This window comes from Undibacterium sp. Ren11W (genome assembly GCF_049340485.1).
Lineage (GTDB): Bacteria > Pseudomonadota > Gammaproteobacteria > Burkholderiales > Burkholderiaceae_D > Undibacterium.
The window spans coordinates 1-26677 of the sequence record NZ_JBMPPB010000008.1; the positions used below are offsets into that span (position 1 = coordinate 1).

Here is a 26677-nt window from a genome sequence, read left to right on the forward strand (position 1 = left end):
TGGCGGTTGAGATGGGTGAATTTCATGGCGTGTCCTTTCGGCTTTGAACACCACAAAGGTACTCCATCTCCTATCTCAACCCTTTGTTTTTTTGCCCTTGAATGTCGCAATTCGAAGTTTACGTCGCAATGCTAGCCTGCAGCCCGCATGGAATATGCGCCTTCAGGCCATACGTATTTTATTTTCCCCTTATTTGAGCTGGACTTACGCTGGCATTTCTTGTTTAGTTCGCTAGCCAACGCGGCGATGGTTTGCACAAAAGTCCAGTCTATGTTCTAATTTGCAACCTAGTTGCAAATGCACGAAAATTCGAGGTTTAAAATTCACTCCACGCTCTTATCCATACTCTTTGCTACCGCCGTTGCTGGCGTCTTGAGCATTACCGCAGCCGCCATATTTTCATTTTCGCTACTATCTAAAATGGTAGAGCGCATGGTCAGCTTATCGGTAGGCATCATGCTGTCGACCTCGTTGCTGCATGCCTTACCCGAGGCGTTTGAGTCTGGCACCGATCCGCGCTCTCTGTTTGCCTGTTTGTTAGCTGGCTTACTGGCCTTTTTTCTATTGGAAAAATTTGCGATTTTACGGCACTCGCATCACCACGAAGGTGATGGCCATCATCATGAACACGGTCATGATGCGCATGAAGCAGGTAAGGCAGGATGGATGATTTTGGTCGGTGACGGCATGCACAATTTTACCGATGGCATACTGATTGCGGCAGCCTTTCTGGCTGACCCAAAACTAGGCTTAGTGACGGGATTGGCGATCATTGCCCACGAAATCCCGCAAGAAATTGGTGACTTCATTATTCTGTTGAATGCCGGATTTTCACGCACCCGCGCCTATGTCTACAATCTCATTTGCAGCCTGATGGCGGTGGTTGGTGGCGTGCTCGGATTTTACATGTTGGAGGACGCCAGTAATCTGATTCCCTACGTCTTGGTATTCGCCTCTTCCGGCTTTATTTATATCGCTGTCAGCGATTTAATGCCACAAATGCAAAGACGCGCCACCTTGCGCGAAACAATACCGCAAATACTGTTGATAGGCTGTGGCGTGCTGCTGGTGTTATTCGTCACCCGCCATCACTAAATAAGTGACGCTGGGGCGACTTGGGAGCGGCTCGATGGCCTCAAGCGGTTCCCTAGACACATCAGGCGCCTAGCGCTACCGGACGCTCTGCCACCGCGCACCATTGGCTCCAGGAACCCGGATAGAGGCTGGCACCAGTGTAGCCTGCAACTTCCAAAGCCAGTAAGTTATGACAGGCCGTCACGCCTGAGCCGCACTGCATGATGGCCTTGTTACTGTCAGTAAGCACGGTGCTCCATTCTTGCCGCAATTGTAGTGCGGACTTAAAACTGCCATCGACTTGCAGATTATCCTTAAAGAAGCGATTTTTGGCGCCGGGAATATGCCCGCCGACCGGGTCTATGCTTTCGTTTTCGCCACGATAGCGATCAGGAGAGCGGGCATCGACCAGTATCAGCTCGGAACTCGCTACGTTCGCGAGAACCTGATCGACGCTGACCTGGCTGACCAAACTAGGCCGAGCCTGAATCGCACCGCAGGCCAGCTGCGGCTCGCTCTGACTCAAAGGCAAGCCCAAGGCCGTCCAAGCTGGCAAACCGCCATCCAAGACCGCTACCGCAGCATGTCCAACCCAGCGCAATAACCACCACAGCCTTGCCGCATACATGCCGCCATGCGCATCGTAAGCGATCACCTGCGTGTCATTATTAATGCCCCATGCCTGTAAATTCTGTATAAATTGGTCTCTGTCAGGCAGGGGATGACGACCATTAAAACTGCCGTCAGCGGCCAGTTTTTTTCCAGATAAATGCAAATCAAGATGGGCAAATTGGGCCCCAGGCAAATGCCCAGTCGCATAGGCTTTTTGGCCGAAGCTGGCATCCATTAAATCATGCCGACAATCTAGAATGACGGTATTTGCTTGCTCGCTTAGGCTAGCTAATTGCGTTGCAGATATTAATGTCGTATACATTCAGACTCCTGTTTTGAAATTCAATAAAGTGAATAGAAATACCGTTAAGCTCAGCCACAAAATACACGATGTCGTACGCGACGACAAATTTTCCAAATTATGGTCTTACATCCTGACAAAGTAACCAACATGCAGAAAAATACCTTTAGAATTATTCAGAACTGATGGGGTCGTTCGCCAGCTTAGGTGTCGTATTTTTATTATTATAGTAAGTGGCGATCAAGCCACTACCAAGTATCACCACGATTCCTAACCAGCTCATCAGATCCAAGGCATCGTTCCAAATCAGTACATCCCAAATACTGGAAAACACGATGCCTACATATTGCAAGTTGGCCGTCACTAGCGTGTTACCCAAGCGGTAGGCGCGCGTCATGGCAATTTGGGCGCTTGCCGCCGTTAAACCAAGAACTAGCAATAACAACAGACTTTTGGCCTGATGCGTATGCCAGACTGGCAGATTGGAACTGCCATGCATAGCGCCCGCCAACAGGGTGCCAATGACGCCGGCAATTGCACAGCAGGTCGAAAAATAAAACACCACCCGCGATTCTGGCTCTCCCAGTAAGCCCATCTGACGTACCTGCAAATAAGCTAATGCAGCCAGCATGCCGGAGACCAGAGCGATGATCCCTCCGGTGATTTGTTCGGCGTGCATAGCGGGACGCAACAGCAAGACGACACCAACAAAACCAAAAATTATAGCCACCAATAAACCTGGCTCTAACTGCTTCTTTTTATGCAGCCATGCGCCGCCAAACAGGATGGCCGCGATCCATATTGGTGACATGTAATTGAGGGTGACCGCCATCGCCAAAGGCAGGCGTCCTATGGCATAAAACCACAACCAAAGAGAGGTGACACCGATCATGCCGCGCCACAGATGATGGCTCGCCATGCGAGTCCGCAAGCTCTGTCCCTGCCAGCGCATCAAGGCAAACACCATCAACATACCAATCACACCACGATACGCCACAATTTCGGCGGTACTGTAATACGAAGAGGCGAGCTTGACGCACACTCCCATGATAGAAAACAAAAAGCTCGCCAGCAACATCCACAAGGATTGCATATTCCACACCCAAAAAAAAGGAGAGCAGCGCTCCCCCTTTTTTAATTAAAAATCAATTTTGCGTCGATACCATTCATGGAAGTGCTGCATGCCATCTTCCATCGGTGATTGATAAGGACCGACTTCACTGACACCACGATCGAACAAGGCCTTACGCCCGCTGTCCATGCGCATCCCGATTTCATCGTCTTCTATGCAGGTTTCCATATAGGCGGCGCGTTCGGCCTCGATAAACTCGCGCTCAAACAGAACGATTTCTTCCGGATAATAAAACTCGACTACATTTTTGGTCTTACCTGTCGCAGTCGGCCACAAAGTAGAAACCACCAGCACGTGCGGATACCATTCAACCATGATGTTGGGATACAAGGTCAGCCAAATCGCGCCATATTTCGGGGCTTCGCCATTGCGATATTTTAAGACCTGCTCTTGCCAGGCCCGATATTTTTCCGAGCCGGACTTGAGCAAACCATTATTCACGCCTACCGTCTGTACACTGTAATCCTCGCCAAACTCCCAGCGTAAATCATCACAAGTGACAAAACTTCCCAAGCCTGGATGAAACGGTTCAACGTGATAATCTTCCAGATAAACTTCAATAAAAGTCTTCCAGTTGTAGTCGCACTCATGTACTTCGACGTGATCCAGCATGTAGCCACTAAAATCGATATCTTGTGTGACGCTAAGCTGCGCCATTTTTTCCATGACGTTGTAACCATTCTGCTCGAACAACAGACCATTCCAATTTTGCAATGGCGTTTTAGAGAGGTTCAGGCAAGGCGTATCGGCAAAGTGCGGTGCACCTATCAACTCACCTTTTAAATCATAGGTCCAGCGATGCAAAGGGCAGACAATATTCTTGGCATTGCCACGCCCATTGGTGCCAGGTCCGCCAAACATCAATGCCTGACGATGCCGACAGACGTTCGACATTAGCTCTATGCCCTGGGCACTGCGCACCAGCATGCGCCCCTCATTCTCAGAGACCAGCGTAGCAAAGTCGCCGACATTGGGCACCATCAATTCATGGCCAACATAACGCGGACCAGATTGGAAAAGTTGCGTGATTTCGCGCTGCAATAGCGCTTGATCAAAATACACGTGAACCGGAAGTTGCGCGTCAGAACGCGCGAGTTTGGAAAAAGAAGCCAGATCGGACATCCCCACCCCCCAAATTAATTTACACCAACCTAAAGGAGAAAGAATCCAGAAATACCAGTTTTCTTAAGAACCAGGAACGCTCGTAAGAAAATTCAAAAAAACTTGAAGAGGAAATTTTGGACAGAACCCAGCATTATACCCGAATCGAAAATTTGCGCGCTCGCCTAGCTTAAGCACGTCTATTTTCTGGTTTTCATGAGTAACCCAATTTGTAACAAATGCTCACATTCATAAAGATTAAAACCACACATCGCCGCTCTTTCCGTGTTTTTAGTGAGTTTAGTCTAATTAAACTATTCTCAATTTTTCTGCGACTCATCTAGCAGTGAAAAACGAATAATTATTTTTTCTGGGAAATACATTTTCGAAGCTGGAAATAAAAATGTGATGCTTTTCAAGCATCTAGACGTCTTGCTCAAAAAATAAGCACAAGCTATCTTTTATTTTATCAAAATCTTATTGAAGGAGAGTTTGCAAAGGGCGCGGATAAAAGCCCGGTTTCATTTTAAATAATAAATAACTATACAAACGAGACAAAAAATGAATAAGAATTTTTTAAAAAAAATAGCGGTACTAGCTCTTAGCGCGACAATACTGCCAACAGCAGCGTGGGCTGGCACTTATACAGCCACCAAATACCCTATCGTACTAGTGCATGGTCTGTTTGGATTCGATAATATTGGCCCAGTCGAGTATTTTTATGGTGTTCCCTCAGCCCTACGTGCTGACGGCGCTAAGGTATATACCACTCAGGTAGCAGCCGCAAATAGCACCGAGGTACGCGGTGAGCAATTACTCAACCAAGTCAAACAAATTCTTGCCGTCACTGGCAGCGGAAAAATCAATTTAATCGGACATAGTCATGGTGGCCCAACCGCACGCTATGTAGCATCGGTCAGGCCTGATCTGGTGGCATCGGTCACCTCTATCGGCGGGGTCAATCGCGGCTCTAAAGTGGCGGATTTTTTAATGGGTATCGCGCCAGCCGGTTCACTCAGCAACGCCGTCATCGTCTCAATTACAAATGGCCTGGCGACCGTCATCAACTTTCTATCCGGTGGCAAAGGCCTGACGCAAAATTCTCAAGCCGCGGTTAACTCTTTGAGCACTGCTGGCTCTTTGAAATTCAATGCGGCACATCCAGAAGGAGTCCCTACTAGCAGTTGTGGCGAAGGGGCGTATCAAGTCAATGGCGTAGCGTATTTCTCGTGGAGCGGCGCCCAGCCTTATACGAATGTACTGGATATTTTAGATCCAGCCTTGGCACTCACTGCGCTGGCATTTGGTTTTGAAAAAAATGATGGTCTGGTATCTAGCTGCTCCTCCCATTTGGGCAAGGTTATTCGCGATGACTATGCAATGAACCATTTGGATGAAGTCAATCAAACGATAGGTTTAGTCAATATTTTTGAAACCAATCCTGTCACAATATTTCGCCAACAAGCGAATCGTTTGAAAAATCTAGGTCTATAGATTTTAGGTCGAAAGTTTCAAAGAAAATTTCACCGGAACAATTCATCCATGAATAGCAAAAAAATTTGTATCATTTCGGTGACGTCAATCGCAGTACTTGGCGTCGCATTTTTTTCGTATGTAAACTCATCAACATCCGACACGGATTTGGGCTCAAGTTCGAAGACAGAGACAAAATCCTTACCGAATAGGGACATGTTTTCCTTCGTCAAATCGATGCAGGGGACGCAAGCAGACGGCGCAGCAAACCAAACTGGCGATACCTTAAAAATCGATATTGAATTAAGACGCATGTTTGACTATTTTCTCGCCGCTATAGGTGAAAAAAGCCTGCCCGATATACGCTTAGAAATAGAAATAGAACTCGATAAGACCTTAAGTCGCCCAGCTGCCGCCCAAGGCAAAGAAGTGCTGGCACGTTATTTAAGCTACAAACAAGATTTAGTTGAACTGGAAAAAGCCCCTGGCCTGACTGGTAGCGGAGCCAAGGCCATGAAATTACGTCTACAAGGTATGCAAAATATGCGCTCCCGTTATTTTAGTCAAAATGAAAATACTGCGATGTTTGGCGCCGATGACATCTACGATACCGATGCTGTCGCTCGCTTTGAAATCAGCGAAGACAAAACCCTGAGTGAGGCCCAGAAAACCAGCAAATACCATGCTTTAGATGCCGCCATGCCGAACGCATTGCGGGAAGAAAAAGAGGCCCCGTATAAAATTCTACGCCTGGCGGAAAATGTGTCTAAGCTGCGCCAGCAGGGCGCTAGCGAGGATGAGATTTATCGGATGCGCGCTGCCAATACATCGCCGGAGGCAGCGGCCAGACTGGCCGCACTTGATGTGGACGAAGCACAATGGAAAAACCGGATTGCCGTGTATTTACAAGAGCGCAAACAATTACCAGAAATTGAACAAAAAAACCCTGCACCATCTGCTTCAAGTGAATTACAAATTCTGCGCGACAAAAATTTCAGTCGCGCCGAACAAATGCGATTGGCAGCCTATGAATAGGTAGACAATTAATGTTTTCAGGCAGGGAGTGAAATCCAAGACGAACGATCAGACTAGTACTAGTATGTGAAGCTCGGTTGTAAGACCTGACATCAAGACCGAGTTTAAAACTTTACTCTGAAGCCACTTCTTCCTGTACTGGAAGCTCGTCCAGTGCAGCCACCAAGGCGCGATCGACCACTTTATCTAATACTAGAATTTGCGCGCGTTGCTCTCGGAAACTTTGTTCCAATTCTTCAGTCGAGACCGAGAATGATTTCTCTTTTTGACTGGAAGTAAAAATGTACAAACTACGCATAGGACTGACCCAGGCCAGCCTGACATTATGTGTACTATCATCCTTACGGGTAAATTGTAGCCAAACTCCGCGCTCAAGGCTGGCAACGATGCCAGTAAAATCATCGGCTGCGATGTCAGCTGGCTGACCTGCTTCCTCTTGTGCACGTTTTTCCAAACGGCGCTCGGCCGCCTGCTGAGCAACTTCAACTGCGATTTCTAACTGGCGCTCTGGCGTCAGATCTAAGGGAGCACGAACGATAGAAGCATGACATTCAGCCAATTCAGAAAAAAACTGCAACTGATCGGACTCATCCCATTTAATCAGACTTAACCATTTATTCAGGCGCACCAAGATCGCGGGTAAGCGACTCACCATTTCCTGGCGCTCTTCTAAATTAATTTTCGGCTTCACGCTCCAAATCAGATCGTCCATGGTTTTGATGGCATCCGCTACCGCTTGCGGCTTATCGTCTTTAACGCTATAGGCAAGCGTCAATACTTTAATCCAACGATTTTCAAGAAAGGTCTCTACAAACGCCAACACCTCACCAGTGCGTACGCGCAGGGCGACTTCATTTTTCGCAGCAAAATTAGCCTGTTTAAATTTTTCTTTCTTCAGAGCCTGAGTAATCGGCAACTGCAAGGCCTGCTCGTTTTCCGCCTCTTCTTTCGCGACATATTTTTCCAGATCAGAAACGACACTGTCAAAGGTATCGACTTGCTGGTCAAACTCCCGCTGCACACGACTGACGTTTTCTTTCATCGCCAGGTACAGAGGGTCACTATGCCCCTTATCCTGATCGATAGAAACACTGTGTTTAGACAACAGGTCAATTAAACGGCGCGCAGGATGTGTATCTTGAAAGAAAAATTCCTTATCCATCAGGGCAGCTTTTAAGACTGGCACCTGCAATAAAGAAATAAGTTCTTTAATCTGCTTAGGAATATCCTGATTGCGAAATACGGTATCAAATATTTTAGAGAGTAAATCTAGCGTGTGCTTTTCTACGCCATTATTTGCCAATTCTGGCATCTGCTCGCGGATCTGCGACAGACGCATGAAATCTTGCGTTCCAGTGGCCATTTGAGAAATGGCCATATTTTTTTGCAAATCAGCTAAATACTGAAATAGCTTGGTGTCCACCGCACGAGACACCTGATCCGCCACATCGCCGCCAAATTGCGGCACACCAAAATGATTTTGTTCAGTGCTGCCCTGTAACGACTGATTGGCAGAAAAATACTTTCTCAGTTTTTGCGCGACATGACTATTCAAAGTCTCGGTTTCTGGCTCGGCATCGATTTCGGCTTTTGCCGTTACACTGCTCGCGGTTTTCTTGACGCGATAGGACTCCTGCAAGTCTGGCAAAATACCCTGACTCACCAAAGTCTCGTTAAGTGCACGGTAAATTGGTGCCAACTCAAACAGGATGTCAGTCCGTAAAAACGAGAGAATTAGATGATGGGCCGCGGAATCGGGGATAAATTCACGCCAAACTGCTTGCATGGTTTTGAGGAAAATATCTGGACGAAATGGATTTTGCGCAATACCAACGCTATCGCAGTCCATTAATTTTGCCAGCCGCATATTGAGTGCAGTAAGCTCCTCAGCGCAGGCTAACTCCAAGGTTCGACTGAGCTTTGCCAAGGCCAGCTTCGCATCCATTTCTTCGTAGCTGACCAAAGTCAACGCAACATCTTGCTGATTGAGCAAAGATTCGGTCTTGATTTGCAGTGCTTCTATCTCTTTACGGAAATTAGCTTCTATGGCCGCCGAAGCCAAGTAATAGAATGAGTAACCATTTTCTTTGAGTAACTGTCCGGCATGAAAACTCAGGTTGGCCTCTTTAGAATCAGTCGATTGCTCTGAGGCAGCCAGTAAAGCGTTCGACAAGCGGGCCAAAAACGCATCAATCTGCGCCACCGTCATATGCGTCGCCTGTTGCATCAGGCCATGCCAAATTTCCGCCGGTGTTTTTAACACTCGCGGATGAATACCACTCTGTTTTTTAGCTGAGGTAGGTAACATAATGACACTTCTTCACTCTTACTTGCAACGATGATTAATTTCCCAAAAACTAAATTGTCTTTAAAATCAATTAACTTACAGCTTTACTATACTACGCAAAACGAGATCACCGAATGTGACTTGACTATATACGGATAATTTCCACATGGAAATGCTTGTATCACAATTTTAGCTTCTTTTCAGCACTATTTTATGTATTATCCCTGTATTGCCCAGATGCAAAAAGCCAAGAAGTGTAACTAGTTGTAAAGCCTGATGGAAACATATTTTTCGCACAAGAGAAATAATATCAAGGAAAAAACTCCTCACCTATAAGCGGCGTTCTCTAGATCAAAAATATCCCATCCTAAGCGAAAATTACTACTTAAACATGAATTAACGAGAATCTTCCACAGAACACCCTCCCTAGAGTGGCAAACTACTAATCTGATTGATAACTTCACACGCAAGAATAGCTTTGCTCTAAAATGATGGGTTGAACTCCTTTTTCACCTGCAAGCGATTATGTCAAAAAAATTACCCATCAGTAGCGCACCGTCTTCCTTTGAAAATGCCATGGCCGAGCTATCAGAGTTGGTTGCGCAAATGGAAGCTGGCGATTTGGCATTGGAGGCATCAGTAAGCGCCTACCAACGGGGTTCGGAACTCATTAAATATTGTGCCGATCAACTCAATAAAGTCGAGCAGCAAGTCAAAATTCTTGACGCAGGATTACTCAAACCCTACTCCAGTGACGACAGCAACGAGGTTCAGGCATGAGCATACCGATGTCGCAGTTCCAGGCATGGATGAAATCGACCCAAGTCGAGTTTGAAATCGCCCTTGCCCATTTACTTCCCGCTAGTACAAGGTTGCCGACCCGCTTACACGAAGCGATGCGCTATGCCGCCTTAGATGGCGGCAAGCGGGTACGTCCGCTCTTAGTATTTGCCGCTGGTCGCCTGTTTGATGCGCCTATCAGCTTACTCACTCGTGCCGCGGCAGCTTTAGAAATGATTCATGCTTATTCCTTGGTGCATGACGACATGCCCTGCATGGACGACGATGCGCTACGCCGCGGCAAACCCACAGTACACGTCAAATACGATGAGGCAACTGCGCTCCTGGTTGGAGATGCACTGCAAGCTCAGGCTTTTTTGGTGTTAGCCGAAGGCGATGCCAGTGCCGAATGCAAATTATCCATGCTGCAGTTATTGGCGCGCGCGGCTGGCTCCACCGGCATGTGCGGCGGTCAGGCCATCGATCTTGCCAGTGTAGGGCTGGCATTAAAGCTTGATGAACTGGAACAAATGCACAGACTAAAGACCGGTGCGCTGTTAAGTGCCTCGGTCTTGATGGGCGCGATGAGCGGTAAAGCGTTGTCAGATACCGAAGTGAGCGCTCTCGATGCCTATTCCAACGCCATTGGTTTAGCCTTTCAAGTAGTTGACGATGTTTTAGATGCCACCGCGGATTCGGCAACACTGGGGAAAACTGCAGGCAAAGACGCAGTCGATAACAAACCTACCTATGTCTCGTTACTTGGATTAGAAGCCTCTTGTGCGCTGGCAGAAAAACTCTGCCATGATGCGCATCAAGCACTCTTGCCATTTGGCGAAAAAGCCCAACTACTGCGCGACCTGGCAGATCTGATCGTGCAGCGGAAAGCCTAAGCAATGACCCACCTTACCAACTTACTCCAACATATTGATAGCCCAGCCGATCTGCGCAAGCTGACGCGTGCGCAATTGCCGCCGCTGGCCGATGAGTTGCGACATTTCGTGATCGACTCGGTCTCCAAGACAGGCGGGCACCTTTCTTCGAATCTGGGGACGGTAGAGCTGACGATTGCTCTGCACTATGTATTTAATACGCCGGAAGACCGCCTGATCTGGGATGTTGGACATCAAACTTATCCGCATAAAATTTTAACGGGCAGACGCGATCAGATGCATAGCTTGCGCCAATACGAGGGCGTCTCTGGTTTTCCGCGCCGCGCAGAGAGCCCTTATGACACCTTCGGCGTGGGTCACTCTTCGACCTCGATTTCTGCCGCCTTAGGGATGGCGCTGGCGGCAAAAACTAAGGGCGAAAGTCGTCATTCGGTGGCCATCATCGGCGATGGCTCCATGACTGCCGGCATGGTGTTTGAGGCGATGAACAATGCCGGCGTATATGACGACATCAATATGCTGGTCGTCCTCAACGATAACGACATGTCGATCTCGCCGCCGGTAGGGGCACTGAATCGCCATCTGGCACGTCTGATGTCGGGCAAGTTTTACGCCGCTGCGCGCAATGTCGGCAAATCGGTATTGCCGTCACCGGTACTCGAACTGGCAAAACGCTTTGAAGAGCACGCCAAAGGCATGATAGTGCCGGCCACCATGTTTGAAGAATTTGGTTTCAATTACATCGGTCCTATCGACGGTCACGATCTCGATTCACTGATCCCGACTCTGCAAAACATTAAAAATCTTAAGGGTCCGCAATTTTTGCATGTAGTGACCAAAAAAGGTCAAGGCTACAAACTGGCGGAAGCCGATCCTATTTTGTATCACGGCCCCGGCAAATTCAATCCTGCCGAAGGCATCAAACCGGCCAGCACGCCAGCCAAACAAACCTATACCCAGGTATTTGGCAAATGGTTGTGCGACATGGCGGCGCAAGATAGCAAACTGGTAGGCATCACGCCCGCCATGCGCGAAGGCTCGGGCATGGTCGAATTCGAACAACGATTCCCTAAGCGTTATTACGATGTCGGCATCGCCGAACAACACTCGGTCACCTTTGCCGCCGGCATCGCCTGCGAAGGACTAAAACCGGTAGTGGCAATTTATTCGACCTTTTTGCAGCGCGCCTACGATCAATTGATTCACGATGTGGCGCTGCAAAATCTGGACGTCACCTTCGCGCTCGACCGTGCCGGTCTGGTCGGTGCTGATGGTGCCACGCATGCCGGCAATTACGACATCGCGTATTTGCGCTGCATCCCAAATATGATCGTGATGGCCGCCTCGGATGAAAACGAATGCCGCCAGATGCTCACTACCGGCTACCACTACCCGGGGCCAGCGGCGATCCGTTATCCACGCGGTGCTGGTATCGGTGCGGTGGTAGAACAAGAACTCACTAGCCTGCCTATCGGCAAAGGCGAACTGAAACGCAATGGCAGCCGCATCGCGATTCTGGCGTTCGGCTCTATGGTGCATACTGCCCTCAAAGCCGCCGACAAACTCGATGCGACATTGGCGAATATGCGCTTCATCAAACCACTCGACGTGGAACTGCTGAAATCTTTGGCCGAGAGCCACGATGTGCTGGTGACAGTAGAAGAAGGCTGCCGTATGGGCGGCGCCGGTTCTGCCGTGGCCGAGGCCCTGGCCGAAGCGGGGATTTGCAAGCCTTTGCTGATACTCGGTTTGCCAGATAAATTTATCGACCACGGCGATCCGACGCTGTTGCTGAGCTTATGCGGTCTCGATGCCAGCGGTATCGAAAGCTCGATTCGCGAGCGCTTTGCCAGCGAACTCAGTAGCATGCCCAAAATAGCCGTGAACAGCTGATACGGACGCGGATAAGCCGCTCCTTAAAACGCCAATAAAAAAAGCCAGCGAAATTCGATCTCGCTGGCTTTTTTATTGGCAATACCAATATACCCCCACCTAGTATATTTTCATTGCGCATACGGCATATGCGCAAATAAGCCATTTCTATTCAAATAAGCGGGAGTATATGAATCATGCTCGCCAAACAGAGATCAGCGTTGGCGTTCTTTTTCCCAAATCACATCGGCGCCACCGGCATAGCGATTAAGCACCCGCGACAACACAAACAAGAGATCCGACAAACGATTCATGTACTGACGTGGCGCATCATTGATCGCTTCGCTCTTACCGACACTGACGATCACGCGTTCGGCACGTCGGCACACGGTGCGGCAAACATTCGCGATGGCGGCGGCACGTGAGCCACCCGGCAAAATAAAATCGCGCAAAGGCGGCAGGTCGGCATTGTAAAACGCCAGCAAACTATCGAGCCGCGTCACCTGCGCTTCGGTAATCATGGTGTAACCGGGTATGCTTAATTCGCCGCCCATATCGAACAGATCATGCTGTATCGACACCAGCTCATGCCGCATCTGCGCAGGAATATCCTCGCAGATCAGTACACCTATCTGCGAATTGAGTTCATCCACATCGCCCATGGCGTGTACCCGCAGCGCATCTTTATCGACACGGCTGCCGTCACCCAACCCGGTGGTACCGGCATCACCGGTGCGTGTTGCTATTTTTGAGAGTCTATTGCCCATATTCGCCAATTATTAAACAGGAAGTCGGAAAGCATACGTGAATTCGGCTGCTAACGCATCATAATAGAGCATAGTCAAAATCACAGAAAAAAGCGCAGAAAAAAGCGCTGGTGCAGCTCCTATAGCTACGCCCTGGGAGCCCGCAAAAATTTATTTTATCTGGAACACTCATGGCAACACGACTCCCCCCGGTACACGCACTGTCCGCCTTTGAAGCCGCAGCCAGGCATAGTTCGTTTGCCGTCGCCGCCGAAGAACTGTGCATCACGCCGTCTGCCCTGTCGCATAGAATACGCCTGCTGGAAGAGCATTTATGTGAACGTGTTTTTGTGCGGGAAGGCCGGAGCGTCACGCTGACCGAATTCGGTCGCCGTTATCTCGACGTGGTCAGGGTTGCCTTACGCACCTTGGCCGAGTTCCCCTTACCCAACAAGAGCACGCAAAACCAATTGCGCGTCAAAGTCACGGTGCCGCCAACCTTTGCACGCTATATGTTCATGCCCAAGCTGGCAGAATTTACCCGCAAACATCCCGAAATAGAGATAGAAATATTTTTATTTGTGCCACTGTATGATCTGAGTCTGTCGGAGAGCGATGTGGAAGTGCGCTTCGGCGCTGGCGAGTATCCGAATCTGGTCACCAAAAAACTCTTCGTCGAACCAGCCTTTCTGGTCGCTAGCCCAGAATACCTCAAGACCATTGCGCCGATTAAGACGCCGAACGATCTGCGCCACGCCAAGCTCTTGCGTTCGGCACTGGAGCCTTGGCAACCCTGGTTTGAAGTGGCAGGATTAGATTGGCCTGAGCCCACCAGCGGTTTGCGTATCGACGATCTGGGTTTGTTACTAGAAGCGGTCAAACATGGGCATGGCGTCGGCTTGACGCGTCAGCATTTTGCGCAGGATTTAATCGAAAGCGGAGAAGTAGTGCGTCTGTTTGAAACCCAACTGGACGCGCCACCGCATGCCTATTATCTGGTGCATGAGGCGCAAGCCATCATGCGTCCGGAAGTCCAATTATTCATAGCTTGGATACAGACTACTTATCAGCAAGCCTAAGCATATTTTCGCTCGCGGCCTCCGGTTGCTGCAGCCATGCATCAACCGGAAGCGGGCGAGAAAATAAATAGCCTTGCAAGCTATCGCAAGCACTCGCGATCAAAAAATCAGCCTGTTCGCGCGTCTCAACTCCTTCTGCCACCACCCTTAAACCCAGATGTTTCGCCATCGCCAAAATCGCCTGCACGATGGCGGTGTCACTCGGGTCTGTGGGGGTGTCGCGGATAAAACTCTTATCGATTTTTAGCTCATACAAAGGCAGTCGTTTGAGATAAAACAGGCTGGAATAGCCAGTCCCAAAATCATCGATAGAAAACCGTATGCCCAATTGGCACAATTCACGCATACGTATGATAGTTTCTTGTAGATTGTCGATCAACAAACCTTCGGTAACTTCAAAAATGAGTGCCGCCGGATCGGCGCCACTGGCCTGCAGCGTGAAACGCACTTTCTCGACAAAGTCGATCTGCCGAAATTGCTTGGGACTGACATTAATCGACAGAGGGAAAGCCCGGCCCTGGGCCGTAAGCTTCAGCGATACCAGACAGGCTTGCTGCAAGACCCAATCGCCTAATTGCACGATGATCCCAGACTCCTCAGCCACCGGAATAAACTCGGCGGGAGAAACCGCGCCTCGCGTAGGATGAGTCCAGCGCATCAACAGTTCGGCACCGACGGTATTGCCTAAACTATCGACCTGCGCTTGCATAAACATCTGCATTTGCTCGTTAGCGATTGCGTTCGCCAGGTCACGTACCATGGTGAGCCGGTTCTCCACTTCTACCTGCATATTCTCCTCAAAGAAAGCAATCTGATTGCGTCCTGCCATTTTCGCGCGATACATAGCAGTATCAGACTCGCGCAATAAATCCTCTTTAGTTTGCCCGGGCTTAGGCATTAACGTCACGCCTATACTGCAGCCGCAGGTATAGGTTTGCGCATCGATCTCGAAAGGTTTCGCAATCTCGGCACGGATTTTTTCGGAAATGCTCAAGGCGATAGCTGCGCTGGAATGACTCTCTTTTGCCACATTAGCGATCAAGGCCACGAACTCATCACCACCAATCCGCGCGACCGTATCCACTTCGCGCAACATATTGCTTAAGCGCTTGGCAACGGCCCTAAGAACGGCATCGCCCGTCGCATGACCGCGAGCATCGTTGATGTATTTAAAGTGGTCAAGATCAATAAATAACACCGCGCTAAACAGACCGCTACGTTGTGCCGTGGCCAGCAACACCCCTATCCTGTCGAGCAGCAAGCGGCGATTTGGCAAACCCGTCAAAACATCAAAATAAGCCAGTGAATGGATATCTGAATCAGCTTTTTTCCTCGCGGTGATATCCCGTCCAACCATCACCTCATGCGTATATTTACCGTCACTATCGGCCACCGGTTGTATGACTACTTCCAACCAGTACTCCTCGCCGCTTTTTGTGTAAGCGATTAGTTCGCTATGCACCCATTCATGCTGCGCAACTGCTTGCCGTATCCGCGCCAGCTCTTCCGGCTGCGTATTTTTTCCGTGGAAATCTCTTGGCATACGTCCCAACACGTCAGCACTCTTATAGCCAGACTGGTGTTCAAAAGCTTGGTTCACAAAAACAATCAGCGACTCGCCATCGGCCTCTTCACTAACGCGCGAAATCACCACCATATCGCTCAGCTGCCCCACCGCTGCTGAGATCAGGCGCAACTCTTCATTTGTGCTGCGTAAGGAGTCAGCGACCAAGCCCTGGTCTTTTAAGGATTTTTCCAGACGTTGCAACAGCACACCGCATGAGATCGTGATCACCGAGCTGATCAGTGAAAAATTTAAGGTAATCACCGCCCAGCGCAATAAGGGTTTGTCGGCAAGCCCGGCCAGGTGAATATTAATATCAAAAAAATACCCAACCACCATTAAGGTGATGGCATTGACGATCAAACAGTAAACCGCTGGCCGCAATCCCAGCAATAATGCCGCCATGGCAGGGAAAGCCATTAAATATATCTGCCCGACCGGGCCGACCGCCCGTAAAAAAAATACCCCAAGAAGAAATAAGATAAGGAGAAAATTCCAGACTCTGGAGGCATAAGACAAAGCCCGTAAGGACCAGAGAATCGCGATCCAGGCTATCGCCACGATGTCCATGACGATCACGGCCCACAAGCGATCGCTGATCGCCAATAAAATACTCGGTATCGCGGTAAGTAATCCCAGTAGCAGTGTTACCGACAAGATGGCAGAAAACACTTCTTCACGCCAATGCTGAATATCAGTGGCGGGATGTTTGACGCGAATAAATTGCTTGCGTATGAACTGAAAAAAAGTTTTCAAGGCTTAGGCTCTCAAGAGAGACATCGCTAGGACAAAACACATTTTCGCTACGGGAATGCTTTACTTTATACGCTTACCAGCAATTATTTACCAGCAGACTTACGCCAACAATTTACGTCAACAACTTTCGCAAGAGACATCTTGCTAAATTAGAGTTAATCCACCGAGCGCCCGGCAGATCCGCACCACAAGGAAAACCACTGTTCACGAGTCAAGCTGATGGCAGTAGCGGCCACTGCTTCGCGTAAGGCGGCAACGCGTCCGGAGCCGGTGAGCACTAGTGGCTTAGCCGGATGCTGCAGTATCCAGGCCAAGGCCACGCTCGCCTCAGTCACCCCCAGTTCGGAGGCTAGCGTCACTAAGGCCTGCCGCACGCGCAGGCCTTGCTCGCTGGTGTCACTCATCAAGCGACCACCGGCCAGCGCCGACCAGATCATGGGGGCAATGCGCAGCCGCTGACATTGATCGAGGCTGCCATCATGCATCGGAGTCATATGCAGCAGCGACAGCTCAATCTGGTTGGTCACCAGCGGAATGCGCGAGGCGAGTAAATCAAACTGTGCCGGAGAAAAATTCGACACGCCAAAATGCCTGACCTTGCCACTTTGCTGCAGAATCTGGAACGCTTCGGCGATCTCGTCGGCGTCCATCAAGGGATCGGGACGGTGTATCAACAACAAATCGAGCTGGTGTATTCCCATCCTGCGCAAAGAATTTTCGGCCGAGGCGATGATATGCGCGCGGCTGGTATCGTAGTGCTGAATCTGATGTGCCGGTCGATGTGGCGACAGCAGCTTGATACCGCATTTACTCACTATCTGCAGTCGCTGACGCAATTGCGGTGCCAGCGCCAGCGCTTCGCCTAGCAAAGCCTCGCTTTGATAATCGCCATAAATATCGGCTTGATCCAGCGTGGTAATGCCCAATTCCAGTGCCTGCTCCAAAAAGCTGAGTCGCTGTTGCGGGGACATCGCCCAATCAGCCATGCGCCACAAGCCGAGCACAATACGGGAAAAATGCGGGCCTTGTGGCGCAATTTTTAGGCTGGGTGTCTGCATGCTCGTTATCTCACTATCTCGTTTATTGATTGATAGAAGATCAGACTTAAGATTGATCTTCTCTATTACAACTTACGCAAAATTGTTCCAGCTAGGCGCAGCGCCCAAGACAGCACTTTAGTATGGCAAGGCGAGTGCAGCGACGCTGGGGCGGTTTTGCGCTATATATGTCTTTAAAGCCTGCAGCAGTGTAGCGCACTCTTGCTCTGTGCCTATGCTTACCCGTAAATGCTGGGTGATGCGGTCTTGATTAAAATGCCGCACGATAATGGCCTGACTGCGCAGATAAGCTTGAATCTCCAGCGCGTCATGCTGAGGATGGCGCATCAAGACAAAATTGGCGGCGGACGGTACGACGTCAAAACCTAATTGTTCCAGGCCATCCACCAGTAGGTCGCGACTGACGATGATGGCTGAGCAGCATTGCTTAAAATAGGCCTCGTCGTTAAATGCGGCAGCAGTAGCGGCAATCGCGATACGATCCAAGGGAAACGGATTAAAGCTGTTTTTCACGCGCTCTAAGGCTGCAATCAAATCTTTATGGCCAATTGCCAGACCGACCCGTAAACCGGCCAAAGAACGGGCTTTTGACAAGGTTTGCACCACCAATAAATTGGGGTAGTGATTTACCAATTTGACTGCCGAGCTGCCACCAAAATCGATGTAAGCCTCATCCACCACCAGCACAGTATCCGGACTGGCTTGCAATAGACACTCTATCTCGCTAAGGGGCAGCAGGCGTCCGGTGGTCGCATTGGGATTTGGGAAAATCATACCGCCGTTTGGCCGCAAATAATCGTCCAGATTCAAGCTAAAATCATCGCGTAAAGCCAGCGTGGTATAGGCGATCTGATACAGCGCACAAAAAGTAGGATAGAAGCCGTAAGTAATATCCGGGAACAAGATCGGCAAATCTTGTTTTAGCAAAGCGAGAAAAGTATGCGCCAATACTTCATCCGAGCTATTGCCTAGAAATACCTGCTCGGGCAGCACCTGATAATAGGTGGCGATCTGCTGCTTTAAATTCTCAAGATTCGGGTACAAACGCAAGTCGCCCGATGCCGCTGCATGTATGGCAGCTAAGACCTGGGGCGAAGGTGGATACGGGTTTTCATTCGCATTGAGCTTAATCATGTCCGCCATTTTTGGTTGTTCACCCGGCACATAAGGGCTAAGACTATGCACCACTTCACTCCAGTATTGACTCATGCTTACTCTCAAAAATATGAACTAAAAACCACGCTGACGCTGGACGTTGCCGCGTCAGCGTGGCCGCGACCAGTTGCTTAAATGCGCTTATGCACTGGGCTGAGGCGCGTGTAGTAACTCGTCCTTGAACATGGCTTTTAAGCCGCGTAAAGCCTGGCGACTACGGGCTTCGTTTTCGATTAAGGCAAAGCGCACATACTCATCACCATAATCGCCAAAACCTATACCAGGAGAAATGCAAAGCTTGGCTTTTTCCAGCACCAGCTTGGCAAATTCCAAAGATCCCAGATGGCGATATGGTTCAGGAATGCGCGCCCAGATATACATTGAGGCCTTAGGTATCGCGACCATCCAGCCCATCTCGTGCAAGCCCTTGACCATCACATCACGACGCCGCTGGTATTTATCGCAAATCTCTTTGACGCAAGTCTGGTCACCTTCCAATGCCGCAATTGCCGCCACCTGTACCGGCGTAAAACTGCCGTAATCATGGTAACTCTTGATGCGTGCCAAAGCCGCTACCAGCTCCTTATTACCAACCATAAATCCTATGCGCCAACCGGCCATGTTATAGCTCTTGGAGAGCGTAAAAAACTCTACCGCGACATCGCGCGCACCCTCAACTTGCATGATGGAAGGCGCTTTCCAGCCATCAAACACGATGTCGGCATAGGCCAGGTCGTGCACGACCAGAATATTGTGCTCTTTCGCCAGCTTGACGACACGCTCAAAAAAATCAAGTTCTACACACTGCGCGGTCGGGTTCGAGGGAAAACCAAAGATCATCATCTTCGGTTTTGGGTAGCTCTCGCGTATCGCGCGTTCTAGTTCATCGAAAAAATCCACACCCGGACTCATCCGTATCGAGCGTATGTCAGCCCCCGCAATCACTGCGCCATAAATATGAATCGGATAACTAGGATTCGGTACCAGCACGGTGTCGCCCTTATCGAGGGTCGCCAGCATCAGATGCGCCAGCCCCTCTTTCGAGCCTATGGTCACGATCGCTTCCGACTCTGGATCGAAGCTGACATCGTAACGCGACTTGTACCAATGCGTGATGGCGCGGCGCAGACGCGGTATGCCTTTAGACGCCGAATAGCCGTGCGTATCCGGCCTTTGTGCCGCCTCCACTAACTTGGCGACGATATGTGGTGGAGTGGCACCATCGGGATTACCCATGGACATGTCGATGATATCGACACCACGTCGGCGCGCCGCCATTTTTAGTTCAGCGGTGATATTGAAGACGTAGGGAGGCAGGCGATTGATGCGCGAAAAGCTGTACTTGGGAAGACTAGGAGTGGCGACTGCCGCATGCGCGACCGAAGTATCGGATGAAGTAGAACTTGGAATTGAGCTTGAAGTTGAGCTTGGAATTGAGCTTGAAGTTGAGCTTGGAGTTGAGTTAGCAGATGCAGTAGCTGCACCCCGGCCCGGCGGAGTAAGAGTTTTTGTCATGATAGATTGTACGTAAGCGCCCGGAACCGTCCGAGCGACGTTGAAGCTAATGCTTCGCTGACAATACTAAAGCTAAAATCCCATTTTGACTAGGCTAAATTCAAAATCAAATTAGAGTAGGCCTACCACGCATATCCCATGCGCCTTTCAAGCCAGGCAGGCTGGAGAAGCCCATGGAATATGCGCAAGCGGTCTATGCCATTTTAATTTTTTTGAGAGCGGCGCGGAACTACTCAGCCGCCTGCACTTGTGAAAGTGCTGTGATGAGATTGGCCGTCTTGGTATACCCGGCAGCGATCATATGCAAGCCGTCTGGCTTCACCAGCAGTAAAGCAGGAAAACCAGAGATCCCCCAGCGCTGCACCTGCTCGAAATCATGCGCAGTCTCGGTCATGGTGGCGGGCGCGCTCAGGGTTTCATAAAAACTCTGGGCGTCAAAACTATCGGTATCGGCAGCGAGATTGAGTGCTGCGCTGGCGACTTGCGCCAGCACCTGCAGATCCGTGACATCTTTGCCCTCGGCATAAAACGCATGCTGGATCGCATGAAACACCACCAACAAGGATTTACCGGGCAGCTCATCGTCCAGAATACGCGCGGCCACCACGGCACGGCAGGCTGGCTCAGTGTCGTAGATAAAGTTAGGCTGCGCCATACCATTGCGGGTAAAAGGCAGGCCGCTGGCCTCTTCCACATGCTGCCAATGTTCTAGAATCATGGCTCTTTTTTCGTCGTCCATGACGTCCTTGTTATAGGCACGCAAACCGCCCAGCACAATATCAATACGCGCCTCCGGCATAGTCGCTAGCAAAGCCAGTAATTCAGGACCAAAGCCGTAACACCACGAGCACATGGGATCGGCGATATACAAAAATTGTGTCATTCAGTTTCCCTTTTTGCGATCAATCTTTTTGCGATCAATCAAAAGCAGATTGTATCGAGTTTAGAACTCCTGCATTTTAAGCCGGGTACAGCGCACCGAGTATGCGCAGACCTTTGGCTCCTGTCACCTCCGGCAAATTGCCGGGTAAGCGCAGAGTAAATCGTTGTGCCAGCCAGGCAAAGGCCAGCGCTTCTACATGATTCGGCGAGACCCCCAGCACTTGTGTGCTGGCGACGCTTGCAAGGCAGCCTCGTTGTTGCAACTGTCGCGCCAGCTCTTGCATTAGTCGGGCATTGTAAGCACCGCCACCGCAGACATACACGGCGTTCGCCGCTGGCGCGTGTTGATAAATCGCGTCGGCTAGCGTGACGGCAGTGAAGGCGCACAAAGTCGCCTGCACATTGACCGCTGCGACACAGCTAAAATCCGCCAGTTTTTGCATTAGCCAATCGGGTCTGAACAAATCGCGGCCGGTACTCTTGGGTGGACATTGACGCAAAAATTCTTCATCGCACAAACTGCCTAACAAGCCGGTATCAATCTGTCCCAGCGCTGCCCAGCTACCGTTTTCATCATAGCTTTTACCCTGATGCTGGGCGATCCAGGCATCCATCAACACATTCCCCGGGCCGGTATCGAAACCACTGGTGTTGCCATCGGCATGCAGAATACTAATATTGCTGATGCCACCGATATTGAGCACGACCCTGGTCTCGCCCTCCGCCCCAAACACGGCTCGATGAAAGGCCGGCACCAAAGGCGCGCCCTGACCACCAGCTGCGACATCGCGGCTACGCAGATCGGCAATCACATCGATGTCGCACAACTCAGCAAGTAAAGCAGGATTATTCGTTTGCCGCGTAAATCCCAGCTCAGGTCTATGCCGTATCGTTTGGCCGTGTGCGCCGATTGCCCTCACCTGTTGCCGTTGCACTTGCGGCGCCTGTCGTAATAGTTCGTTCACACACACCGCATAGTGCTCGGCCAAGGTATTTGCCAACAACGCTTCACGCTCTATCTCGTTGGCACCTGCTTGCTGCAAGGCCATCGCATCCTGCCGGAAGCTAGGCGAGAATGGCTGATAGGCCGTGGCCAAAAGTCGCATCGCTCCGGCAACGTCCGGCAACTCAACTAAGACGCCGTCGACCCCGTCAAGACTGGTGCCTGACATCAAACCTATATACAGATTACTGATGGAATTGTGCATAAAGTAAAAAGCTCACAGAATAAAAAAAGGCCGAACACTAGGTTCGGCCTGAGTAGCTTAAATAGGTTAGTGCCTTGCCTATCTGGACGCCAGCTTCATGATTTCGGCCTGACGTTCAGGACGCAGCAGAGCGAATCTATGCATCATGTCAGAGGCCACTTCCTTAAAGCGCGGCATGTCATTCGATGCCAGCGGCGCCGCATTCGGGATGCTGACCGACAATGGATCACGCGGCTCGTTGCCAACCCGGAACTCATAATGCAAATGCGGGCCAGTCGACCAACCGGTGGTACCGACATAACCGATCACTTCACCTTGGCTGACTTTACTGCCTTTACGGATACCGCTGGCAAAACGGCTCATGTGGGCATACGCCGTACTGTAATTGGACCAGTGTTTCACCACCACCAAATTACCGTAACCACCGCTAGGGCCTACCGATTCAATCACGCCATCACTAGTAGCACGAATCGGCGTGCCCGTGACTGCAGCGAAATCGACGCCGGTATGACGCTTCCATTGTCCAGAGATAGGATGGACGCGCATGGAAAAACCTGAAGAGACGCGGGTAAATTCTAAAGGCGATTTCAAGAAAGCTTTTTTCAGCGACTTACCGTCAAAACTATAGTAGCCACCATTGCCGCCAGCTTCATCAAACCAGACTGATTGAAACAGTTTGCCGACATTGCTAAATTCACCAGCCAAGACTTTACCGGTTTTGACGAATTCACCATTTTGCCAAAAAGTTTCATAGACCACGTTGAAATGATCGCCGCGCTGCAAATAGCGGAAATCGACGTTAGTCTCAAACATACTGACGATTTGATTGGCTACGTTGTCTGGGATTTGCGCCTCGTCAGTGGCGGCAAACAAGGATGAGCGTATATTCCCGGAGCGCATTTCTACGCGGCGTTCTAATTTGCTCAACACTTCTGCGGCACTGAGCTTGCCGGAAGCATCACGCGTCACCATCAGGGTGCGGCTGGGTTTATCGGTTCCGTCTTGCAGGCTTGCTTGTAACCACTCCAATTCGCCTTCATCGTTAGTCTGGGCGCGTACCGATTTACCGGCTTTTACCTGCAACACGCCTTTGGCGGTGGCATCAGTCTTGATAAAGTTATTGGCCTCATTGTCATCTATTCCCAGGCGCAGCATTAAGGCGCCCAAGGTGTCACCGCGTAAGACTTTTTCTTCTCTGACGAAATGTTGCTCGCTGGCTTCCAGCGCGGCAATTTGATCGTCAAGTTTAGGCAAGTCTAAATTTTGGGTGATTTTTTTGACAGGTAAATCCGCTGCGTCCGGGGCAATTGGTGCCACACCGACAGCGCCAAAAGCGCACACGGCAAAAAACAAAGCGGAAAATGAGATGATGCGCGAAGTGCGCGTGGTTCCTAACAACAACCTGCTGCCAGAAGCTAAATGAGGTAATTTATCTATTGGACGCATGCAATAAGTTAAAATTGACGATGTTGATTGAAAATATTTGATTAGAACTGCCAAAAATTGCTTGAAATTATTTACATAAAAATCAATAAATTCAAGCTAAGCGTGAGAAAAATCAAAGAAGCTAGTACAAAAATTTCGTCTGATTGTAACAAAAAAATGCGCAGACGAAGCAAAAAACGATCGCTGATTATGGATTCAGAACAAGAATGCTACCAGCGGTGTTACAAAATAAGTTGATCCTGGTTAAGTAAATAATGACATCTACACAAAATTCCGCAAAAAATACGCCTGTTTCCAAGACCCTGCCCTTATCCGATGCCGTGCAACATGCACTAGCTGTGACCAAACGTGGTGTTGATGAATTACTCATAGAATCAGAATTCGCCCAAAAACTGGCGCGTAGCGAGCTGAGCGGCAAACCCTTACGCATCAAGTTGGGTCTGGACCCTACCGCACCTGACCTGCATCTGGGTCACACCGTGGTCTTGAATAAAATGCGTCAGTTGCAGGATCTCGGCCATCAGGTGATTTTTCTGATCGGTGACTTCACCTCCATGATCGGTGACCCATCCGGTCGCAATGTCACGCGCCCACCGCTGACGCGCGAACAGATAGAAGAAAACGCCCAAACCTATTTCAAGCAAGCGGCTTTAGTGCTGGATGCAGAAAAAACCGAGATCCGTTACAACTCCGAATGGTGTGATCCACTCGGTGCGCGCGGCATGATACAACTGTCGTCCAAATACACGGTGGCGCGCATGATGGAGCGTGACGACTTTACCAAACGCTTTAAGGCCGGCACTCCGATTTCCGTCCATGAGTTCCTCTATCCTTTGATGCAGGGTTACGATTCGGTAGCATTGCATGCAGATCTGGAACTGGGCGGCACCGACCAGAAATTCAATTTACTGGTAGGCCGTGAATTACAAAAGGACTACGGGCAAGAGCAACAATGCATCTTGACCATGCCGCTGCTGGAAGGTCTGGATGGCGTAGAAAAAATGTCCAAATCCAAGAATAACTACATCGCCATCACTGAGCCTGCCAACACCATGTTCGCCAAGATCATGAGCATCTCGGATCAGATGATGTGGCGTTACTATGAGCTGCTGTCGTTCAGCTCGCTGGAGCAAATCGCGCAATACAAAAAAGCCGTCAGTGAAGGCCAGAACCCGCGCGACATCAAAGTCGCGGTAGCGCAAGAGATCGTCACACGCTTCCATAGCAGACAAGCCGCCGAAGATGCGCTGAGCGATTTTGTAAATCGCTCGAAAGGCGGTATTCCTGATGATGTGGCCGAGCTGAGTCTGAGCGGCGCGCCGCTGGGGATTGCACAACTGCTCAAGCAAGCCAATCTGTGCGCCTCCACCTCTGAGGCGATGCGCATGGTCGATCAGGGTGGCGTGCGTATCGATGGCGCCGTAATCAGCGACAAGCATTTGCAAGTGCTGGCGGGCACCGTGGTGGTACAGGTAGGCAAGCGTAAATTTGCCAAAGTGACTTTGACTGCATGATCGCTCTGATACAAAGAGTCAGCCAGGCCAGCGTCGTCGTCGATGGTGAAACGTTGGGCGCGATCAAGGCCGGCTTACTGGTCTTGCTGTGTGCCGAGCGCGGCGACACAGAACAGCAAGCCGATGCCTTATTGAAAAAACTGCTGGCGTATCGCGTCTTTAGCGATGCTGCCGGCAAGATGAATCTAAGTGTCAACGATGTCGCCGGCAGTCTGCTACTGGTGCCACAATTTACCCTGGCAGCCGACACCAATTCTGGTACTCGCCCCTCGTTTACACCTGCTGCCGCACCTGAATTGGGACGGCAATTATTCGATTACTTTGTCAGGCAAGCGCGCACCAAACAAACGCAGGATGCAGCACTCGCACAAGTAGAGACCGGCCAATTCGGCGCCGACATGCAGGTCTCACTCACTAACGACGGCCCCGTCACTTTTTGGCTACAGATCAAACCTTCCGCATGACAGAAATTCTTTTAATACGCCATGGCGAAACCGCCTGGAACGCCATCAAAAAACTGCAAGGCCATCTCGATATCCCGCTAAATGCAGAAGGTACACGTCAAGCTAAGGCATTGGCGGCGGCCTTAGAAAATGAAAAACTCGACGCCATTTTTTCCAGCGACCTGCAAAGAGCGGTACAAACCGCTGGCGAGATCGCCCGCCTGCAAGGCCTCAGCACGCGCATCGATGCCAATTTACGCGAACGTTGCTTTGGTGGTTTTGAAGGCATGCTGTATAGCGAGTTACCGCTGCGCTATCCGGAAGCCTATGCGACCTGGCGTTCGCACGACCCGGACAGCCAGTTCCCACCGTCGTCAGCAAACAATGTCGGCGAAAGCATACGCCAGTTTCAGCAACGCACAGTGACGGCCATTAGCCATCATGCGCGCCAGTTTGCAGGTAAAAAAATCGCGATCGTGGCGCATGGCGGCGTGCTCGAATGCGCCTACCGTGCCGCCAAAAATTTAGCCTTAAATGCGCCACGAGAAATCACCATCTTCAACGCCAGCATCAATCGCTTTCACTGGGATGGCGAGTCGCTGAGCTTGCTGCAATGGGGTGATATTAGCCATCTGGAAACCACGGCAGCCTTAGACGAGTTTAACCAGGACAAAGTCGCTTAGAAAAAAAGCGGAGATATCGAATGATATTTCCGCTTTTCAATGGCAGAGACGGCGACAACTAGCGCCGC

General features: G+C 50.2%; 24 protein-coding genes. 10 read left to right on the forward strand and 14 right to left on the reverse strand.

What is annotated here, in order from left to right; translation table 11 throughout:
• Positions 1–323 precede the first annotated feature (323 nt).
• Positions 324–458, reverse strand: coding sequence for a hypothetical protein (locus ACO0K8_RS16575; RefSeq protein ID WP_422947992.1), 135 nt, complete (start codon positions 456–458; stop codon positions 324–326).
• Here ACO0K8_RS16575 and ACO0K8_RS16580 point away from each other — a divergent pair.
• Positions 394–1095: a ZIP family metal transporter gene (locus tag ACO0K8_RS16580; protein WP_422947986.1), complete on the forward strand. Its 702-nt coding sequence runs from the start codon at positions 394–396 to the stop codon at positions 1093–1095. The two genes, ACO0K8_RS16575 and ACO0K8_RS16580, sit on opposite strands and share 65 nt — an antisense overlap.
• A 61-nt stretch (positions 1096–1156) precedes the next feature.
• On the opposite strand, the gene ACO0K8_RS16585 is transcribed toward ACO0K8_RS16580, so the two are convergent.
• The 3 genes from ACO0K8_RS16585 to ACO0K8_RS16595 all read right to left on the reverse strand — a co-directional run bounded on the left by ACO0K8_RS16585 (position 1157) and on the right by ACO0K8_RS16595 (position 4241).
• Entirely contained in the window at positions 1157–2008 is an 852-nt protein-coding gene (locus tag ACO0K8_RS16585; RefSeq protein ID WP_422947769.1) for a sulfurtransferase, read from the reverse strand.
• A gap of 151 nt (positions 2009–2159) precedes the next feature.
• Complete coding sequence (locus ACO0K8_RS16590; RefSeq protein ID WP_422947770.1) at positions 2160–3080, reverse strand: DMT family transporter; 921 nt, start codon at positions 3078–3080, stop codon at positions 2160–2162.
• A gap of 45 nt (positions 3081–3125) precedes the next feature.
• Positions 3126–4241 (reverse strand): aromatic ring-hydroxylating oxygenase subunit alpha, encoded by a 1116-nt coding sequence (locus ACO0K8_RS16595; protein WP_422947771.1) that lies wholly within the window; start codon positions 4239–4241, stop codon positions 3126–3128.
• A 540-nt stretch (positions 4242–4781) separates the two neighbouring features.
• Between ACO0K8_RS16595 and ACO0K8_RS16600 the strand changes: the two genes are divergently transcribed.
• Entirely contained in the window at positions 4782–5714 is a 933-nt protein-coding gene (locus ACO0K8_RS16600; RefSeq protein ID WP_422947772.1) for a lipase family alpha/beta hydrolase, read from the forward strand.
• Between the two features lie 29 nt (positions 5715–5743).
• On the opposite strand, the gene ACO0K8_RS16605 is transcribed toward ACO0K8_RS16600, so the two are convergent.
• Complete coding sequence (locus ACO0K8_RS16605) at positions 5744–5911, reverse strand: hypothetical protein (RefSeq protein WP_422947773.1); 168 nt, start codon at positions 5909–5911, stop codon at positions 5744–5746.
• Between ACO0K8_RS16605 and ACO0K8_RS16610 the strand changes: the two genes are divergently transcribed.
• The gene (locus tag ACO0K8_RS16610) at positions 5910–6728 is read left to right on the forward strand and encodes a lipase secretion chaperone (protein WP_422947774.1); all 819 of its coding nucleotides are present in this window, start codon (positions 5910–5912) and stop codon (positions 6726–6728) included. The two genes, ACO0K8_RS16605 and ACO0K8_RS16610, sit on opposite strands and share 2 nt — an antisense overlap.
• Before the next feature lie 112 nt (positions 6729–6840).
• On the opposite strand, the gene ACO0K8_RS16615 is transcribed toward ACO0K8_RS16610, so the two are convergent.
• Positions 6841–9036, reverse strand: a complete 2196-nt coding sequence (locus ACO0K8_RS16615; protein ID WP_422947775.1) for a DUF1631 family protein — start codon at positions 9034–9036, stop codon at positions 6841–6843.
• Between the two features lie 504 nt (positions 9037–9540).
• Between ACO0K8_RS16615 and ACO0K8_RS16620 the strand changes: the two genes are divergently transcribed.
• The 3 genes from ACO0K8_RS16620 to dxs are packed head-to-tail and all read left to right on the forward strand — an operon-like array spanning position 9541 to position 12581.
• Positions 9541–9795, forward strand: a complete 255-nt coding sequence (locus ACO0K8_RS16620) for an exodeoxyribonuclease VII small subunit (protein WP_422947776.1) — start codon at positions 9541–9543, stop codon at positions 9793–9795.
• Positions 9792–10688, forward strand: a complete 897-nt coding sequence (locus ACO0K8_RS16625; RefSeq protein WP_422947777.1) for a polyprenyl synthetase family protein — start codon at positions 9792–9794, stop codon at positions 10686–10688. Before ACO0K8_RS16620 ends, ACO0K8_RS16625 begins: the two co-directional genes overlap by 4 nt.
• 3 nt (positions 10689–10691) lie before the next feature.
• Positions 10692–12581: a 1-deoxy-D-xylulose-5-phosphate synthase gene (gene dxs, locus ACO0K8_RS16630; RefSeq protein WP_422947778.1), complete on the forward strand. Its 1890-nt coding sequence runs from the start codon at positions 10692–10694 to the stop codon at positions 12579–12581.
• 194 nt (positions 12582–12775) lie between these two features.
• Here dxs and ACO0K8_RS16635 read toward each other — a convergent pair whose 3' ends face one another.
• Positions 12776–13327 (reverse strand): cob(I)yrinic acid a,c-diamide adenosyltransferase, encoded by a 552-nt coding sequence (locus ACO0K8_RS16635; protein ID WP_422947779.1) that lies wholly within the window; start codon positions 13325–13327, stop codon positions 12776–12778.
• A 170-nt stretch (positions 13328–13497) separates the two neighbouring features.
• On the opposite strand from ACO0K8_RS16635, the gene ACO0K8_RS16640 reads away from it, so the two are divergent.
• Positions 13498–14385 carry a LysR substrate-binding domain-containing protein gene (locus ACO0K8_RS16640; RefSeq protein WP_422947780.1) on the forward strand — a complete coding sequence of 296 codons (888 nt, stop codon included), beginning with the start codon at positions 13498–13500 and terminating at the stop codon, positions 14383–14385.
• Here the strand turns inward: ACO0K8_RS16640 and ACO0K8_RS16645 are convergent.
• The 7 genes from ACO0K8_RS16645 to ACO0K8_RS16675 form a co-directional block, all read right to left on the reverse strand.
• Complete coding sequence (locus ACO0K8_RS16645; protein WP_422947781.1) at positions 14366–16705, reverse strand: putative bifunctional diguanylate cyclase/phosphodiesterase; 2340 nt, start codon at positions 16703–16705, stop codon at positions 14366–14368. The genes ACO0K8_RS16640 and ACO0K8_RS16645 overlap by 20 nt on opposite strands.
• Before the next feature lie 155 nt (positions 16706–16860).
• Complete coding sequence (locus ACO0K8_RS16650) at positions 16861–17763, reverse strand: aldo/keto reductase (RefSeq protein WP_422947782.1); 903 nt, start codon at positions 17761–17763, stop codon at positions 16861–16863.
• 117 nt (positions 17764–17880) lie between these two features.
• A complete protein-coding gene (hisC, locus tag ACO0K8_RS16655; RefSeq protein WP_422947783.1) occupies positions 17881–18972 on the reverse strand; it encodes a histidinol-phosphate transaminase in 1092 nt (363 codons plus the stop codon).
• 87 nt (positions 18973–19059) lie between these two features.
• Complete coding sequence (alaC, locus tag ACO0K8_RS16660) at positions 19060–20433, reverse strand: alanine transaminase (protein ID WP_422947784.1); 1374 nt, start codon at positions 20431–20433, stop codon at positions 19060–19062.
• A 229-nt stretch (positions 20434–20662) separates the two neighbouring features.
• The gene (locus ACO0K8_RS16665; protein WP_422947785.1) at positions 20663–21316 is read right to left on the reverse strand and encodes a DsbA family protein; all 654 of its coding nucleotides are present in this window, start codon (positions 21314–21316) and stop codon (positions 20663–20665) included.
• A 76-nt stretch (positions 21317–21392) separates the two neighbouring features.
• Positions 21393–22523 (reverse strand): anhydro-N-acetylmuramic acid kinase, encoded by a 1131-nt coding sequence (locus tag ACO0K8_RS16670; protein ID WP_422947786.1) that lies wholly within the window; start codon positions 22521–22523, stop codon positions 21393–21395.
• A 78-nt stretch (positions 22524–22601) separates the two neighbouring features.
• A complete protein-coding gene (locus ACO0K8_RS16675) occupies positions 22602–23969 on the reverse strand; it encodes a peptidoglycan DD-metalloendopeptidase family protein (protein WP_422947787.1) in 1368 nt (455 codons plus the stop codon).
• A 254-nt stretch (positions 23970–24223) separates the two neighbouring features.
• On the opposite strand from ACO0K8_RS16675, the gene tyrS reads away from it, so the two are divergent.
• The 3 genes from tyrS to ACO0K8_RS16690 are packed head-to-tail and all read left to right on the forward strand — an operon-like array spanning position 24224 to position 26609.
• Positions 24224–25483, forward strand: a complete 1260-nt coding sequence (gene tyrS, locus ACO0K8_RS16680; protein WP_422947788.1) for a tyrosine--tRNA ligase — start codon at positions 24224–24226, stop codon at positions 25481–25483.
• Positions 25480–25947, forward strand: coding sequence for a D-aminoacyl-tRNA deacylase (gene dtd / locus ACO0K8_RS16685; RefSeq protein ID WP_422947789.1), 468 nt, complete (start codon positions 25480–25482; stop codon positions 25945–25947). The genes tyrS and dtd overlap by 4 nt, the downstream gene beginning before the upstream one ends.
• The gene (locus tag ACO0K8_RS16690; protein WP_422947790.1) at positions 25944–26609 is read left to right on the forward strand and encodes a histidine phosphatase family protein; all 666 of its coding nucleotides are present in this window, start codon (positions 25944–25946) and stop codon (positions 26607–26609) included. The genes dtd and ACO0K8_RS16690 overlap by 4 nt, the downstream gene beginning before the upstream one ends.
• Positions 26610–26677: the final 68 nt, after the last annotated feature.